Source organism: Methylomonas sp. MS20, assembly GCF_050275925.1.
Classification (GTDB): Bacteria; Pseudomonadota; Gammaproteobacteria; order Methylococcales; family Methylomonadaceae; genus Methylomonas; species Methylomonas koyamae_A.
This window is the reverse complement of record NZ_CP189962.1, coordinates 3835226-3850261: the sequence shown is the minus strand read 5'-3', so window position 1 is coordinate 3850261 and position 15036 is coordinate 3835226. Positions and strand designations below refer to the sequence as shown.

Below are 15036 nucleotides of genomic sequence, written 5' to 3'. Positions count from 1 at the left end.
CGGTTTATTAGCATGGATTACGATTTTTCCTTTTTTCTGGTGGCGGCAACCTTCGTTACCGGTGTGATTTGGGGCGGATATTGGTTGTATCTGCGCCAGACTCAACAGCCCTATCCGGTCGAGAAAGAACCGGTGTTGGTGGAATACGCCCGCTCGTTTTTCCCGGTCGTGTTGATCGTGTTGCTGCTACGTTCGTTTTTGTTCGAGCCGTTCCGGATTCCGTCCGGCTCGATGATGCCGACGCTGTTGGTCGGCGATTTCATTTTGGTCAACAAATTTACCTACGGCGTGCGCTTACCGGTGATTAATAAAAAAATCATCGAAATGAACGAGCCAAAACGCGGGGATATTGTGGTGTTCCGCTTCCCGAAACAACCGTCGGTCGATTACATCAAGCGCGTGATCGGCTTGCCGGGCGACCGCATCGGTTATTTCGAAAAAGTGATTTATGTGAACGGCCAGCCGATCAAACAAGTCTCGCTGGGGCGTTATCAGGGCGTCGGTCAAGGTGTCGGCATGAGTGGAGCCGAGCGTCTGGAAGAAGATTTAATGGGCGTCGAACACTCGATTTTGATCAGCCGCGGCGTGTCGACGGTACAAGACGTATTCGTCGTGCCCGAAGGTCACTATTTTGTAATGGGCGACAATCGCGACAACAGTAACGACAGCCGCTATTGGGGGTTTGTGCCTGAAGCTAACTTGGTCGGCAAGGCGTTTTTTATCTGGATGAATTGGGATTGGGAAAATAAGGGCATTGCTTTCGATCGACTCGGCACTAGGCTACGCTAAGCCGACCGACGGTCGATTCCTATTTAACTCGTTTGGGGACATCCTATGCCGACATCGATCAAGCATCAGCGCGGGCTGACGTTTATTTCCATCGTTTTTATTCTCGGGCTGATCGCATTCTTTACGCTATTGGTGTTGAAAATCGCGCCAATTTATATCAATCATAGTCGGGTGATGAACGCCTTGAAGGCTGTGGAAGCGACCACCGATATCGCCAGCAAGTCCAAAGCCGAGATCAAGTCCAGTTTGGAAAAACGTTTCGACTTGAACTACGTGGAATACGTTAAGCCGGAAGATGTCAAGATTGTTGCCCAACCCGGTTACGTCAGCGTCGAGATCGATTACGAGCGAGTGGAACCCATCTTTGGGAACTTAAGCGTGCTGGTGGAGTTTCACGAAGGATTCGAAGCCGGGAACAAGTGATAAAAAAGCCGGAAATACTCGCGAAAAAATTGGGATTGACCTTCCAAAATCCCGGATTGCTGGCCGTGGCCCTGACGCATCGCAGTGTCGGTGCCAAGAATAACGAGCGTCTGGAATACTTGGGCGACTCGGTGCTCGGTTTTGTCATCGCGCAAAAGTTGTACGAATCGTTTCCCGAGGCCGGCGAAGGCGTATTGAGCCGCTTGCGTGCCAGCCTGGTCAATCAGAATTCACTGGCCGAATTGGCGCGTGAGCATAATCTGGGCGAGTACTTGATACTGGGGTCCGGCGAACTGAAAAGCGGCGGTTTTCGCCGCGATTCGATACTGTCCGATGCGCTGGAAGCGATTATGGGCGCTTTGGTCGAGGATCAGGGCGTCGAGGCTTGCCGGACCTGGATATTGGGCTTGTTCGCCGACAAATTGGCCGAGCTGAAAGCCGACGATTGGGTCAAGGATCCTAAAACCCGTTTGCAGGAGTTGATGCAAGCTAAACGCAAACCCTTGCCGATTTACGAATTGGTCGCGATGTCGGGTGTCGACCACGCGCAAACCTTCGAGGTCAGGTGTAAAGTAGCCGTCACCGATCAGGTTTCCCAGGCTAGCGGTATTTCCCGTAAGAAAGCCGAACAGGCCGCGGCCGAGAAAATGTTGAATTTACTTTTGAATACGGATCAATGAACTGCGGACATGTCGCGTTAATCGGTAGGCCGAATGTCGGCAAATCCACGTTAATGAATCACTTGCTGGGACAAAAGCTCAGCATCACTTCCCGTAAACCTCAAACCACGCGTCATCGTATCCTCGGCATCAAGACCACCGGTGTCGGGCAGGCTATTTTCGTCGATACGCCCGGTATGCACCGTGATGAGAAAAAAGTGCTGAACCGCTATTTGAATAAAACCGCCGACAGCTCCTTACTGGGTGTCGATTTGGTGTTATGGCTGTTGGACGGTTTGTATTGGCACGAGTACGACGAACAAATCTTCAGAAAGCTGGAGCAGGCCGGTTTACCGGTGATTTTGGTCGTGAATAAGATCGACAAGGTGAAGGACAAGCAGGCCGCGCTGGCCTTCTTTGACGAGGCGGCCAAAAAGTTTCCGTTCAAGCACATTGTGCCGGTGTCGGCGTTGAAAAGCACCAATCTCGAAGAACTGGAGCGCCAAATTATGGCTTTGTTGCCGGAGGCCGAGCCGATCTTTCCGGAAGATCAAATTACAGACCGCTCGGAACGCTTTTTTGCCGCCGAGATCATCCGCGAGAAATTGACGCGCCGATTGGGTGACGAATTGCCGTATGCATTGACCGTTGAAATCGAGTTATACGAAGAACATCCCAGTCTGACGAAGATTTACGCCAATATTTGGGTTGAGCGTAGCAGTCAAAAAAGCATCGTTATCGGTAAACAGGGCGAAAACCTGAAAAAAATCGGTACCGAAGCGAGAGTGGACATCGAAAAACTGATAGACCAAAAAGTGTTTTTGCAGCTTTGGGTCAAAGTCAAAAAAGGCTGGTCGGACAACGAACGCGCCTTGCAAAGTTTGGGATTTCTCGACAGCGCGGAGTGATGTCCGACTCGACGGTTTATTTGCAGCCGGCTTATATCCTGCAACACCGGCCGTATCGGGAAACCAGTCTACTGCTCGAGGTTTTCACCCGGGACTATGGCATCGTGTCGATGTTGGCGAAAGGCGTACGCAAGCAAAAATCCAAATCAGCCGGGCTTTTGCTACCGTTCACAGCGTTGAAATTGTCGTTTTCCGATCGCGGTGAATTGAAGACTCTGGTGGGTAGCGAGTTTGTCCGCCAGTATCCCCTCGAGCGCTTGGCGTTGTATTGCGGCTTTTATGTGAACGAACTGGTCCAATTGTTTTTACATCGCCACGACCCGCACCCGGCATTGTTTGCGGTTTACCGGGCAGCATTGCGAGATTTGACCTTGGGTGTCGGTATCGAGCAAACCTTGCGTTATTTCGAATTGGATTTGCTCAGGGAGGCGGGGTACGAGGTTGAGTTGGCGGTCGCGGCGGATCGTGCGCCGATTTCGCCGCGCGAGCGCTACGACTATCGCGCCGATCAGGGCTGGGTACTTGATGCCGGTGGCCGAGCGAGCGGGACAACCTTGCTGGCCTTGGCCAAGCGAGATCGGCTTCAGGACGGCATTGCCGCCGAAGCCAAGGTGATATTGCGCCAGCTTCTGGACGGTCATCTGCGAGGGCGGCCGTTGAAGAGTCGCGAAGTGCTGGCGACGATGTTGAAACATCTATGAATAAATTCACGATAGGATGGGTAATTGCAGCGAATGACTAAGCAACCGATACTACTGGGTGTCAATATCGATCACGTCGCCACGGTGCGTCAAGCCCGCGGTACCCGCTATCCCGATCCCGTGCATGCGGCCTTGATGGCCGAGCAGGCCGGAGCCGACGGAATTACCGCTCATTTGCGCGAGGATAGACGCCATATTCAGGATAGAGATATCGACTTGCTGAAGCAGGTGTTGCAGACCAAGTTGAATCTGGAGATGGCGGTCACGGATGCGATGTTGGATCTCGCTTGCCGGGTGCGGCCGCAAGCGTGTTGTTTGGTACCGGAACGCCGTGAGGAATTGACGACCGAAGGCGGTTTGGATGTCGCGGGAGCCTTGGTGCGGATGCGAGGGGCGTGTAGGCGCTTGGCCGACGTCGGCGTGGAAGTCTCGCTATTCATCGATCCCGAGCTGGCGCAGATCGATGCGGCTGTGCAGGCGGGCGTGCCGGTTGTCGAATTGCATACCGGTCGTTACGCCGATGCCGACAGTCGAGATAGTCGGCTGGCGGAATTGGAGCGCATAACGGTCGCGGCGGAGTACGCCTATCGCGAGGGCTTGCAAGTCAATGCCGGCCACGGGTTGACCTTGAACAACGTTGAGGCGATTTGTCGAATTCCAACCATAGTCGAGTTGAATATCGGTCATGCGTTGATCGCCCAAGCATTGTTTGGCGGATTGGCGCAAGCGGTCGGCGACATGAAGCGGGTTATGCGTGAGGCGCGCGCCCAAGTTTAGCCCGATGCTGACAGAGCTGGAGTTTTATCAATTGACCGCGATAGGCAATCGCGACGTCAATCAGGATTGCATGGCGCACCGGGTGTGCGCCGACTATGCGGTTTTCGTGGTGGCCGACGGCTTAGGGGGGCACCATGCCGGTGAAAAGGCGTCGCAGTTTTTTTGCCGTTTACTGGTGGCGTTGGCCGACAAATACCAGCCGCAGATTCATCTGCGCGGCGAATCGGCCGTGCAGGCTTGGATCGCCGACACGATAGGTAAAATGCGCGAATTGTTCGCCGGCGATCCCGACGGTAGCAACGCCCATACCACCTGTGCCATTTTGTATCTGGACCCGCGTCAGGCCATCACCGCGCATTGCGGGGATTCGCGAATTTACCGGATCAATCCCGAGCGGGTGCTTTGGCGCACCAAGGATCATTCGGTGCCGCAGCAATTGTATGACGAGGGCAGAATTAGCGAGTGGGAAATGGGCGCGCATCCCGATCAGCATAAATTGACCCGCAGTATCAATGTGTTGATGCCGGCTCAGGTTGACGTAGTGCGTTGCCCGCCGATGTTGGAAGGGGAGACGTTCGTATTGTGCAGCGACGGGTTTTGGGAGTTCGTCAAGGAGCAAGAGATGCTGACCTTATCGCAACCGGACAGCGGAAAAGCAGAGCTTAGGAAAATGGCGAAAATGGCGGTGTTGCGCGCGCAAGGCCACAGCGATAACGTCACTGTTCAATGGGTGCGCAAGCTTTAAGGCAAACGTCGTGCGGCATTTTGCCTTAGGGCGTGAAAAAGGCCGAGCCGCTCGCTGAGCGGTTCGGCCTTGTCGGTTGGTCGGATAATATAGGCAGACGCTTAATGTGTTGCCAATCCGTGTTTTTGAATTCTATAAAGTAATGTATCGCGAGAGATGCCCAGCAACCTCGCCGATTTACTGCGGTTGCCCTTGGTTCGGCGCAGTGCCTGTAAGATCATGTCCGCTTCCAATGCGTCCAATTGCAGGCCAAGTTCGGGTAAGGTAAATGCTGAACTTGGATTGGCGGGGCCGCGATTAAATTCATGGGGCAGGTTTTCAGGTTCGATGACCTTGCCTGACAACAAAATGCTGAGGCGCTCGCACAGATTGCGCAGCTCGCGAACATTGCCCGGCCACTTGTAGGATTTCAAGGTCCTTAACGCGTGCCGGCTGAAAGTTGGCGGTTCCAGACTGTGGGCCGCCGAGAAATGGGTAAAGAAGTGATTGGCGAGCAGCTCAATGTCGTCGGTACGTTGATGAAGAGCCGGAATTTCAAGAGGAACCACATTCAGGCGGAAATACAAGTCCTGCCGAAATTCGCCGAAATCTATCAGTTTGCTCAGATCGGCGTTGGAAGCGGCGATGACACGGACGTTGACTTTATAGGGTTTAGTGCCTCCGACCGGAAGGCATTCGCCGGATTCCAAGAAACGCAACAATTTGGACTGAATCGAAAAGGGCAACGAGTTGATTTCGTCAAGAAATAATGTGCCGCCGTCGGCCGCTTGAAACAGGCCTTGTTTGTCGCCCACCGCGCCGGTAAACGCACCTTTTTTATGTCCGAAGATCTCGGATTCCACCAAACCTTCCGGCAATGCCGCGCAGTTTAGTGTGATGAACGGTTTGTTGGCTCTAGGGCTTTCTTTTTGGATGGCGGTGGCAAGTACTTCCTTGCCTGTGCCGGTCTCGCCTTTGATCAAAACGGTTACGTCGGTTGCCGCAACGATGCGCGCGCTACGGATTAGCGCCTCGATAGCCGGAGATTGACCGATAATAGGATCGAAATTATCCACTGCTAACCTCTCAAAACGTCGTTATATGTTCAACCCGCATTGGATTAAGCCAGGGGAAGGCCGCCAACAAAGCGAAGATGATAAACAAGGTGCCCGCGAGATGTTTTAATTGTCGGGATTTGTAAAGCCTTGTTAAGAGCGTAGTCATTATACCGACACCCATCACCGCAGGTAAAGTCCCTAGACCGAAAGTGAGCATAGTCAAGGAACTATGGATAACATTTCCGGTCGTCGCGGCCAGAGCGAGCGCCGTATATATCAAACCGCAAGGTAGCCACCCCCAGACCATCCCGAATAGGAAGGCCTGAGTACGGTTTTTTACCGGTATCAGACGGCGGCCGAAGGGTTCTATCAGTTTCCAGAAACGTGAGCCCATTTTCTCAATATAGGCGAAGCGCGGGAACCAGCCTGCTATATACAGACCGGCGCCGGCCATGATGATCGCCGACAGCAATTGCAATACCCGGTGAGCATCGCCTTGACTTAAAGGCAGGCTTAGAAAGGTCTCGAGCATGCCGGCCAGAGCGCCCGCCACGGTGTAACTGAACACTCGGCCGAGATTGTAGTTCAGGACGATGCTAAATAATTTGAGTTTGTCGTTGCGTAATTCGGGCTTCAGGCTGTAAGTCAACGATCCGATAATCGAGCCACACATGCCGATACAATGCAGGCTGCTGAGCAATCCCATGACAAAGGCGGCGAAATACGAAGCGTTGAAATCGAGATAGAGGTGCATGATGAAACCGGAGACAGGCGACCGCGCGATTATAGTCGTTTTTATTTGGGACTAAGTGTTGACGTCGCCACTCGGCGTGTCGAACGTCTGTTTATTGTGACCGCAAACTCGATTACGGCCTTGGTGTTTGGCTTGGTATAGTGCATTGTCGGCCGCGCCGAGTAATGTCGAAACGTCGTCGCGCGCGTGCGGTTGCAGGGTGGCGACGCCGATCGAAATCGTTACCAGTCGATAGGGTTCGTTGAGAATATGCGGGGTCTTCAAGTTTTCGACCGCTTGACGATACTGATCGGCCCGGATCATCGCTCCGATGGCATCGGTGTTCGGTAAGAGAATCGCAAATTCCTCGCCTCCTAGTCTGGCCACCAAATCCTCGGGACGATGGGTTGTAGTCCGCAACGACGCGGATACTTTTTTAAGGCAGTCGTCTCCGAGCGGGTGGCCGTAGTAGTCGTTGAATTGCTTGAAGTGGTCGATGTCGGCGATCAATAACGACAATGGCATGCCGTTACGTTTGCTTTGATTCCATTGGCGTTCCAACGCGGCATCGAAGGCGCGCCGATTGGGGATTTCCGTCAGTCCGTCCAAGGATGCCAGTTTTTCCAGCAAATCGGATTTGGTTTTCAACTGAATTTGAGTTTTGACCCGAGCCAGGACGATCGACGGCGAAAACGGTTTGGTGATGTAGTCGTTGCCGCCTATCCGAAAACCGTGGACTTCGTCTTCTTCGGATCGTTTGGCGGTTAAAAAAATAATCGGAATGTTGCGGGTTTTGTCGTGCGATTTGAGACGTTTGCAGATTTCATAGCCGTCCATGTCGTCGAGCATGATGTCCAGCAAGATCAAGTCGAGATCCTGCGTATTGGCGATTTGTAACGCCAAATCCCCGCGCACGGCCACTTTGACTTGATAGTGCGGTTCGAGGATGTTCTTTATCAAGTCGAGATTTTCCGGGCTATCGTCCACTGCCAGAATCTTGTGTTGATTGATGTTTTCCATGAACTTAAATCCCGTGATCGAGAAGATGGTTTATCGCCTGCGCCGCGTCGATGAATTGGTAATTGGCGATTTGTTTTTTAATGGGCAATAGCGCGGAGATTAGGTTTCTATCGTCAATGTGCGCCAAAATATGGTCCAGTTGCTGATCGGCGTCCGAATCGAACACTTGAAGCTTATTGATCAGGATTGCCAGTTGTTGACGAGTTTCCAGCGACGACAACGGCAAAGGCGCTATTTCCATTGACGTTTCCTGGGGGAGCGTGATTTTGATGCTGTTGACGAGCTTGGCCATTTCCAGCGTAATCGTCGCGATATTGCTGTCGATATTCGGCACGTGCGCAATATCGAGCTTGTGATCTTTCAACGATTCCTCCAAACGAACCAATTGGCTTTGTAATTGTAGGGCGCCCAGCGATCCGACCAAGCCTTTCAGGGTGTGAACCAGTTGGTAGGCCTTGTCGTAATCGTTGGAGGAGAAGGCATGGGCGATTTCCAGCATCGTATCGGCATGGTTCTCGGCGAATTTTTGCAGAACTTTTCGGTATACGGCGTGGTTGCCGGCCGTATGTAATAGGCCGGTTGCACTGTCTATGCCGTAAAGATAGGGAATTAAGGCCTCCGCGGAAGCGGTGGGACTCTCGGCCGACTCGTCGTGGCGCGGCGGAATCCACTTTACTAACATCGCATACAGCGTTTCGGGCAAGATCGGTTTGCTAATGAAATCGTCCATATCCGCTTGCAGGCATTTATTGCGGTCGTCGCTCATTGCATTAGCCGTCATCGCGATGACCGGCAGTGTTTGGCAGCCGGACAGCTTGCGCAGCTGACGGGTGGTTTCGTAGCCGTCCAATACCGGCATTTGAATATCCATCAATACGCAGTCATAGCTTTGCCCACGTAGTTTGGCGAGAGCAATTTCGCCGTGTTCGGCGATATCGACGCACAAATGCGCTTGTTCTAGTAATTCGATCGCGACGATGCGGTTGACCTCGTTGTCCTCGACTAACAAGATGCGCGCGCCGCGAATGTATTGAAGCTTGCTGGTATCGACCGGGTTTTGCTGTTGGTGCTGGGCCAAACGTATCGATGCAAGATTAGTGACACCCAGGTTCACGGTGAACGTAAAAGTCGAGCCTAGGTTTTCCTGGCTGCTGACGCTGATCGATCCGCCCATCTGTTCGACCAGTTGTTTGGAAATGATCAGGCCCAGTCCGGTGCCGCCGTAGTGGCGCGTGACGCTGCTATCTCCTTGGCTGAAGGCTTGAAACAATTTGGACTGTAGCTCCTGGCTCATTCCTATCCCGGTGTCGACGATGCTGAATTGCAGGCAGACGTGTTGGGTGCTACGGCTGATTTCGGTCAGCGTGACTCGCACTTCGCCGAAATCGGTAAATTTGATGGCGTTACCGATCAAATTGATGAAAATTTGCCTGAGCCGTTGCGGATCGCCGATGACCGCGTAACTGGCGCCCTGAAGGTTGGGGCGGATCAAGTCGACCCCTTTGCGCGCGCTCAGCTCGGACATCGTCGAAAACACTTGGTCCAACATCTCTTCCAATAAAAACGGCAGCGATTCCAAATGCATCTTCCCGGCTTCCATTTTGGAAAAATCCAAAATGTCATCGATGATCGTCATAAGAGAGCGCGCCGCGGTTTCCACGCGTTCCAGGTAATCGCGTTGCTTGGCGGTCACGGCGCTGTTCAGGCAAAGTTCGACCAAGCCGATGATAGCGTTCATCGGGGTGCGGATTTCGTGGCTCATGTTGGCCAGAAACTCTGATTTGACCTTGGTCGCTTGTTCCGCCTGATGTTTGGCTTCCAGCAGGCGCTGCTCGGTTTGAAGTCGATCGGTGATGTCCTGCATCGTACCCTGTATCGCAATACAGCGGCCATCTGGCGCGAGTATCGGCTTCCCTCGTTGGTGAACATGGCGAATTTGACCGTCACCAAGCACGATGCGGTGGCGAAAATCGATGCCGTTCTCGGCTTCGGGGTGCTCCATTGCCGTCTTGAACAGATTCAGGTCGTCTGGATGTACCAGTTGCTCGCAGAGGTTGGCATAGTTGGGAATAAACCCGGTCTTGCCGGTGCCGGTGATCCGATACATTTCGTCCGACCAGCTAAAGTGTTGATCCTGCAAATGCCAGCACCAGTCGCCGATGTGGGAAAGCGCTTGCGCGTCCATGAGGCGCTGTTTTTGATCCTTGAGCGCGGCAATTGCCCGGCTACGCTCCAATTCCGCGCTGATTTGTACCGCGAATAGCGTCAATATGTCGCTTGCCGGATTTACGTCCGGAATGGGACGACAATAGGCGACTGCCACGAATCCGAAGCCGTGTTGCTGGTTGTCGAGCAACGGGATCGCTAGATAACCGACGATCCCTCGATCGCGTAACCACTCGGACTTGGGAAAACGGTCCGCGACCGCCTGCGTGTAACAGCACCGGGTGCCGTTTTGAAGGTCTGGGCTTGGAAAATCCCGCGGGTCCAATTCGAGGTTTTCGACGATTTGACCCTTAGCGCACAGCGATAGGCTGCGGGCACGGCCTAGTTCCCACTGCTCCGCGATCAGTGCGTAATCGGCGCCCAGGGTTTCCAGCGCCAGTAGGGCTAGGTTATCCAGCATCGAGCCGCCGGCATGCTGCGCGGAGCTGGTGATGATGTTCCGAATCGCGCTACTTTGCTGGCGTTGCTGGGTGACGTCGGTCACCAAGCCCTGGTAGTCGACGACGCGTCCGAATTCGTCGCGGGTCAGAACTTTGCGATCTTGCACCCATTTGACGCCGCCGTTCTTGGCGATGATCCGGTAGGGTTGATGGACCACTTCCCGGCAATTGGCATCGTTGCCGCAGCTGCTAATTTCCCGAATGTAACCGTCCAAATCGTCTGGGTGAATCAAGTTCATGTAGAAAATGTCACCGGTTGCCAATTGTTCGGCGCTATAGCCGAACAATTGGCGAGCGTTTTCGGTGGCGAATTCGATAGGCATGCCTTCGGCATTATTCCATTTCATCACCACCGCCGCGCTGTGACTGATGATTTGGTAGGCCGCTTGCAGGCTGCTTTCCGATTGCTTGCGGGCGCTGATGTTTTGGTGAGTGCCGCACAATCGGGTCGGTTTGCCGGTTGCCGGATCGCGAGCGACCACCGCCCCGGCGCCTTGAATCCAAACCCAGTGTCCTTGCCGGTGTTGCATCCGGAATTCGATTACGTAGGGTTCGCCAGATTCGATATGTTGGGAAATGATGCGATGAACGCGTTCGCGATCGTCGGGATGGAGCCGATTTGCCCAGTCGGAGATGTAATGGTCGAGGTCGGCGGCGCGCAGGCCCAGCATGTCCAGCCAGCGTTGGTTCACCGAATGCTTGCCGGTCAGGTAGTCCCAATCCCAATAACCGAGTTCGGCACCGTCAATCACAAGGGCTAATTGCTCCTCGACCTGTTTGCGAGAGCTAATGTCGGTCTGGATTTGCAACAATCGAGGATACGCCGGTCGTGGCAGTCGAGTTAGCGAAATTTCTTGCCAATGGCCGTTGGCGTATCTGAAATCGGTAGCGGGCATTTCCTGGCCAGCCCGGATGTGCTGGCAGATGGGACAGGCGTTTTCGCTGAACTGGGCGGGATGAAACAGTTCGTGCACCGGTAGGTCAATCAGTTCTTCGACTGGCAAGTTGACCGTAGTGGCAGCGGTTTTGTTGACCGAACGGATAATGCAGTGGGTATCGACAACAATCAAAGTTTGGCTTGACGCATCCTGAATGTCGTAACCGGTGGAGATTCCGCGACGTCGGTCGTCTTTCAGCATCAAGATCAATAGCAGCAGAATCGCCAAGCCGGGTAGCGCGACATCGGTGCCGAATACGGGTAGTTCGTGCGGTGTCCGCAGGTGGTGAAGAAACGTCAATGCGATATTGCCTAGCAACAGCAGGCAGACTACTATCAGCGCTAGCCTGGAAATCGGATTGGCATTGTTGGCGGACGGCTCTTGCATATCGGTGCGGATGAGGCGGATATTGATCGCTGACGAGACTCGAATTCGCGTAATTCGCCGAAATGGTTGTCAGCGGATCGCGCTTGTCAAAGAATCGAGGTCTTATTGGGTTCGCCGGCGCATTCCTTAACCAGTTTCGGAACCAGATAACCCGGCAGGGTTCGCTGCATTCGTTGTAGCAGCTGTTTGGCCGTGTCTTCGGCCACTTCAAAATGACCAACGCCGGCGGCTTTATCCAGCAGATGTAAATAATAGGGCAAAATGCCGAAGCCAAATAGTTTTTCACTTAAATTGCAGAGCGCATCGACATTATCGTTTATACCGGCGAGCAGTACGCTTTGATTTAGCAGTGTTATGCCGCGCCGTCGCCAGCGGTTTAAAATCGCTCCAACGTCGGAACTCAGCTCATTGGCGTGGTTGGCATGCACCACCAAAACGATAGAAACGGGCAGTCCGCTTAAATAGTCCAATAATGTATCGGTCATGCGTTCCGGTAGTACGATTGGGATACGGCTATGGATTCTGAGTCGGCGGATATGACCGATACCGGCTAACGCAGTCAGCAAATTGAAAAGTTTGTCGTCGCTCAATAACAGCGGATCGCCGCCGCTCAAAATAACTTCGTGTATATCGGGGCGTTCAGCGATATAGTCCAGCGCCAGAGCTAATTTGCTCCGCGACAACTGCTGTTCGGCGTAAGGAAAGTTTCTCCTGAAGCAATAGCGGCAATGTACCGCGCAACCGCCGGTGGCGACCAATAACACCCTGCCGGCGTATTTGTGGATGACGCCGGGAGCGGCGATTGCGTGCAAGTCGCCGACCGGATCGCGGCTATAACCAGGATATGCGTGCAATTCGGCGCCAAGCGGAAGAACTTGACGCAACAGCGGATCGTTGGGATTGCCCAGTTCCATGCGGGCGGCGAATCCGCGCGGTACTTTGAGTGGGAAGGCTGGGTAGTCGCGAAGTATCGGAAGTTCGTCCGGAGTCAATTCCAGGTATGTCAACAAGGCATCGACGCTGTCGAAAGCATCGGCCAGCGACCGTTGCCAACGGGCGGTTTTGGGTGTCAATTTAGCTCCGGTTTCCGATTGAAATTCCAATCCATTATAATCGGCGGATTATTGTTTGTTTCACGAGGAAAAAATGGCGATTTACAGCACCAACGAATTCAGGGGCGGATTGAAGATCATGCTCGACAACGACCCTTGTTCGATTATCGAAAACGAATTTGTTAAACCGGGCAAGGGGCAGGCGTTTAACAGGGTTAAGATCAGAAACCTGAAAACCGGCCGCGTCATCGAGCGTACCTTCAAGTCCGGCGATACCGTGGAGAGTGCCGACGTCGTCGATAAAGACATGCAATATCTTTATAGCGATGGCGAATTCTGGCATTTCATGGTGCCGGATACCTTCGAGCAATACCAAGCCGACAAGAACGCCGTTAGTGAAGCCTTGAAATGGCTGAAAGAGCAGGATATGTGCATCCTGACCTTGTGGAATGACGCGCCGCTGTCGGTGACGCCGCCCAACTTCGTCGAGCTTGCGATTACCGAAACCGACCCGGGTTTGAAAGGCGACACCTCGGGTGGCGGCGGCAAACCAGCGACGCTTGAAACCGGTGCGGTGGTAAGGGTACCTCTGTTCGTACAAATCGGCGAGGTGATACGCGTCGACACCCGCACCGGCGAATACGTTTCCCGCGTCAAGGAATAGTGTCGAACATCTGGCGGCCGACATGCTCTCTCGAACAGTTGCGCGCGAGGGCGGCGATGTTGGCCGATATACGCCGGTTTTTCGCGGATCGGCAAGTGCTGGAAGTGGAAACGCCGCTGCTATGCGGGGCAACCGGCACCGATCCGCAACTGCATTTCTTTCGTAGCCAATTCGATTTCCCTCCACAATCGCGCGATCTGTTTTTGCAAACGTCGCCGGAATTTGCGATGAAGCGCTTGCTGGCGGCCGGAAGCGGCTGCATCTATCAAATTTGCAAAGCGTTTCGAAATGGTGAGGCCGGGCGTTATCACAATCCTGAATTCACGATATTGGAGTGGTATCGGGTCGGTTTCGATATGAAACAACTGATGGCCGAGGTTGGCGAACTCTTGTTGTCGCTGTTTTCAGCCGCGCGCCCCGATTTGGCTATCGAGTGCTCGAGCTACCGAGAGGTGTTTGCTGCTCGGACCGGTTTGGATCCCCTGGTTTTCGACCTGTCCGGCTACCGTGCTTTCGCGGCGGCTCACGGAGCTTGCGAGGCCGGCGAGTTGTGCGGCGACGATCATTCGTTGTGGTTGGATTTTATATTCAGTCTCTATGTTCAGCCGGCGTTGATTGGCGACCGAGTGCATCTAATCCACGGCTATCCGGCGATTCAGTCTTCGTTGGCTAGGATCGAAGCGGACGACGCGAGGCTTAGCCAGCGCTTCGAAGTGTTTGTCGATGGCGTCGAACTCGGTAACGGATTTTACGAGCTGACCGATGCCGACGAGCAGGAGCGGCGTTTCGATCGGGAGATCGCATATCGTTCAAGCCAGGAGTTGCCGGTCGTTAACAAGGACCAGCGGTTTTTGGCAGCGCTTCGAGAGGGGGTGCCGGATTGTAGCGGGGTCGCTTTGGGTTTGGATCGGTTGTTGATGTTATTGACGGACTGCAAAGCCATCGACCAAGTTCTTGCGTTTCCAGTGGCGCATGCTTGAAAACCGTGTTGTCTCGATCGTTAAAATGTCCCCCTCTCCGGAAGGGGGAGCACGTCGTAACTCGGTGTTCTCGGTCGGTTCGAAATCACCGTTCAGGGAACTTATGTCGGCCAGCTGAATTTTCTACCCACGCGGGCGTCTTCATAGGCGTCCAGCGCTTGCCTGACATCGTCGACAAAGAAATTTTTCAAGCCACGCCCCAGCCTTTGTGCAAGCATCGGCAAGGCTTGTTCTTTATCAATGTAATTTGACGGTTCTCGGCCCTTGCGGTAATTGAACAGCGCGTTTCTAACCGCTTCGCACAAATAGCATTCCGTGCCTTCCGGCAAGGTTTCGTTTAAATCGCGGATCAGACGAGGTGTGATTTTATTCATGGCAAGCCTCTCGGAGATGAGTGTTTGACAGCAATCCTTGAACGGCGGAGGACTCGCTCCCGAGTCCTGTTATCGAAGATAACGTCTTCAGGGTGCAACATCGCCGAAACGATGTCAATGGGCTTTTTTAGAAGATTGCGGCGGAAAAGCAGGGCAAAATTTGCCGAATTTAATTCGGCAAAT

The 15036-nt window shown here is 53.6% G+C and carries 15 protein-coding genes; 9 read left to right on the top strand and 6 right to left on the bottom strand.

All coding sequences use genetic code 11. The features are described from left to right. Positions 1 to 12: 12 nt before the first annotated feature. From lepB to ACQE3D_RS17120, 7 genes are read left to right on the top strand one after another with little or no spacing between them, the layout of a single operon-like run. Entirely contained in the window at positions 13 to 789 is a 777-nt protein-coding gene (gene lepB / locus ACQE3D_RS17150; protein WP_064031568.1) for a signal peptidase I, read from the top strand. Between the two features lie 45 nt (positions 790 to 834). Next, the gene (locus ACQE3D_RS17145) at positions 835 to 1212 is read left to right on the top strand and encodes a DUF4845 domain-containing protein (protein WP_071155422.1); all 378 of its coding nucleotides are present in this window, start codon (positions 835 to 837) and stop codon (positions 1210 to 1212) included. Continuing rightward, the gene (gene rnc / locus ACQE3D_RS17140; protein WP_071155424.1) at positions 1209 to 1892 is read left to right on the top strand and encodes a ribonuclease III; all 684 of its coding nucleotides are present in this window, start codon (positions 1209 to 1211) and stop codon (positions 1890 to 1892) included. The genes ACQE3D_RS17145 and rnc overlap by 4 nt, the downstream gene beginning before the upstream one ends. Next, a complete protein-coding gene (era, locus tag ACQE3D_RS17135) occupies positions 1889 to 2779 on the top strand; it encodes a GTPase Era (RefSeq protein WP_313729630.1) in 891 nt (296 codons plus the stop codon). The genes rnc and era overlap by 4 nt, the downstream gene beginning before the upstream one ends. Next, a complete protein-coding gene (gene recO, locus ACQE3D_RS17130) occupies positions 2779 to 3480 on the top strand; it encodes a DNA repair protein RecO (protein WP_064031564.1) in 702 nt (233 codons plus the stop codon). The genes era and recO overlap by 1 nt, the downstream gene beginning before the upstream one ends. A 33-nt stretch (positions 3481 to 3513) precedes the next feature. Then, the gene (pdxJ, locus tag ACQE3D_RS17125) at positions 3514 to 4257 is read left to right on the top strand and encodes a pyridoxine 5'-phosphate synthase (protein WP_313729631.1); all 744 of its coding nucleotides are present in this window, start codon (positions 3514 to 3516) and stop codon (positions 4255 to 4257) included. A gap of 4 nt (positions 4258 to 4261) precedes the next feature. Beyond that, positions 4262 to 5002 (top strand): PP2C family protein-serine/threonine phosphatase, encoded by a 741-nt coding sequence (locus ACQE3D_RS17120; RefSeq protein WP_064031562.1) that lies wholly within the window; start codon positions 4262 to 4264, stop codon positions 5000 to 5002. 101 nt (positions 5003 to 5103) lie between these two features. Here the strand turns inward: ACQE3D_RS17120 and ACQE3D_RS17115 are convergent, their stop codons facing one another. The 5 genes from ACQE3D_RS17115 to epmB form a co-directional block, all read right to left on the bottom strand. After that, positions 5104 to 6057: a sigma-54 interaction domain-containing protein gene (locus ACQE3D_RS17115; protein ID WP_064031561.1), complete on the bottom strand. Its 954-nt coding sequence runs from the start codon at positions 6055 to 6057 to the stop codon at positions 5104 to 5106. Positions 6058 to 6067: 10 nt separating this feature from the next. Then, positions 6068 to 6793 carry a sulfite exporter TauE/SafE family protein gene (locus tag ACQE3D_RS17110; protein WP_064031560.1) on the bottom strand — a complete coding sequence of 242 codons (726 nt, stop codon included), beginning with the start codon at positions 6791 to 6793 and terminating at the stop codon, positions 6068 to 6070. A gap of 51 nt (positions 6794 to 6844) precedes the next feature. After that, positions 6845 to 7792 carry a diguanylate cyclase domain-containing protein gene (locus ACQE3D_RS17105; RefSeq protein WP_313729632.1) on the bottom strand — a complete coding sequence of 316 codons (948 nt, stop codon included), beginning with the start codon at positions 7790 to 7792 and terminating at the stop codon, positions 6845 to 6847. A gap of 4 nt (positions 7793 to 7796) precedes the next feature. Further along, positions 7797 to 11783, bottom strand: a complete 3987-nt coding sequence (locus tag ACQE3D_RS17100) for a PAS domain-containing protein (RefSeq protein ID WP_313729633.1) — start codon at positions 11781 to 11783, stop codon at positions 7797 to 7799. Positions 11784 to 11869: 86 nt separating this feature from the next. Then, positions 11870 to 12856 (bottom strand): EF-P beta-lysylation protein EpmB, encoded by a 987-nt coding sequence (gene epmB / locus ACQE3D_RS17095; RefSeq protein WP_313729634.1) that lies wholly within the window; start codon positions 12854 to 12856, stop codon positions 11870 to 11872. A gap of 73 nt (positions 12857 to 12929) precedes the next feature. Between epmB and efp the strand changes: the two genes are divergently transcribed. Continuing rightward, positions 12930 to 13499, top strand: coding sequence for an elongation factor P (efp, locus tag ACQE3D_RS17090; protein ID WP_064031574.1), 570 nt, complete (start codon positions 12930 to 12932; stop codon positions 13497 to 13499). After that, positions 13499 to 14479, top strand: a complete 981-nt coding sequence (epmA, locus tag ACQE3D_RS17085; protein ID WP_313729635.1) for an EF-P lysine aminoacylase EpmA — start codon at positions 13499 to 13501, stop codon at positions 14477 to 14479. Before efp ends, epmA begins: the two co-directional genes overlap by 1 nt. 101 nt (positions 14480 to 14580) lie before the next feature. On the opposite strand, the gene ACQE3D_RS17080 is transcribed toward epmA, so the two are convergent. Then, a complete protein-coding gene (locus ACQE3D_RS17080) occupies positions 14581 to 14853 on the bottom strand; it encodes a hypothetical protein (RefSeq protein ID WP_064031556.1) in 273 nt (90 codons plus the stop codon). Positions 14854 to 15036: the final 183 nt, after the last annotated feature.